This is a genomic window from Anoxybacillus sp. LAT27 (assembly GCF_022030075.1).
Taxonomy (GTDB): domain Bacteria; phylum Bacillota; class Bacilli; order Bacillales; family Anoxybacillaceae; genus Anoxybacillus; species Anoxybacillus kestanbolensis.
Map to the genome: position 1 here is coordinate 1 of NZ_JAIWYK010000130.1, position 284 is coordinate 284.

Here is a 284-nt window from a genome sequence, read left to right on the forward strand (position 1 = left end):
TCCGGTACTGCACCAGGGTCAGCGGTCGGGCCCGCGACTGGTCACGGGGCGGCTCGACAAAGGCGTTGGAAGAGATGTGCTTGATGATGTGATCCCCGGCGATCATGACGCGATCGGCCGCCCGGTACAGGGAAAGATGGCTCTGCGAGTGGCCCGGGGTGTAGAGAACCTGCCACTCGGGCAGATGGGGCGCAGCCTGCTCGTGCTTCAACAAATCGTCGATGCGGCTGCGTTGGGAAAACGTCATCATCAACTGGTGGAACTTCCGGATGAGGAAAAGCTTC

General features: G+C 61.3%; 1 protein-coding gene. It reads right to left on the minus strand.

Going from position 1 to position 284, the window contains the following annotated elements:
- Positions 1–284 (minus strand): MBL fold metallo-hydrolase (locus LD028_RS08810; protein ID WP_346015096.1); only part of this gene is annotated, 284 nt, incomplete at both ends.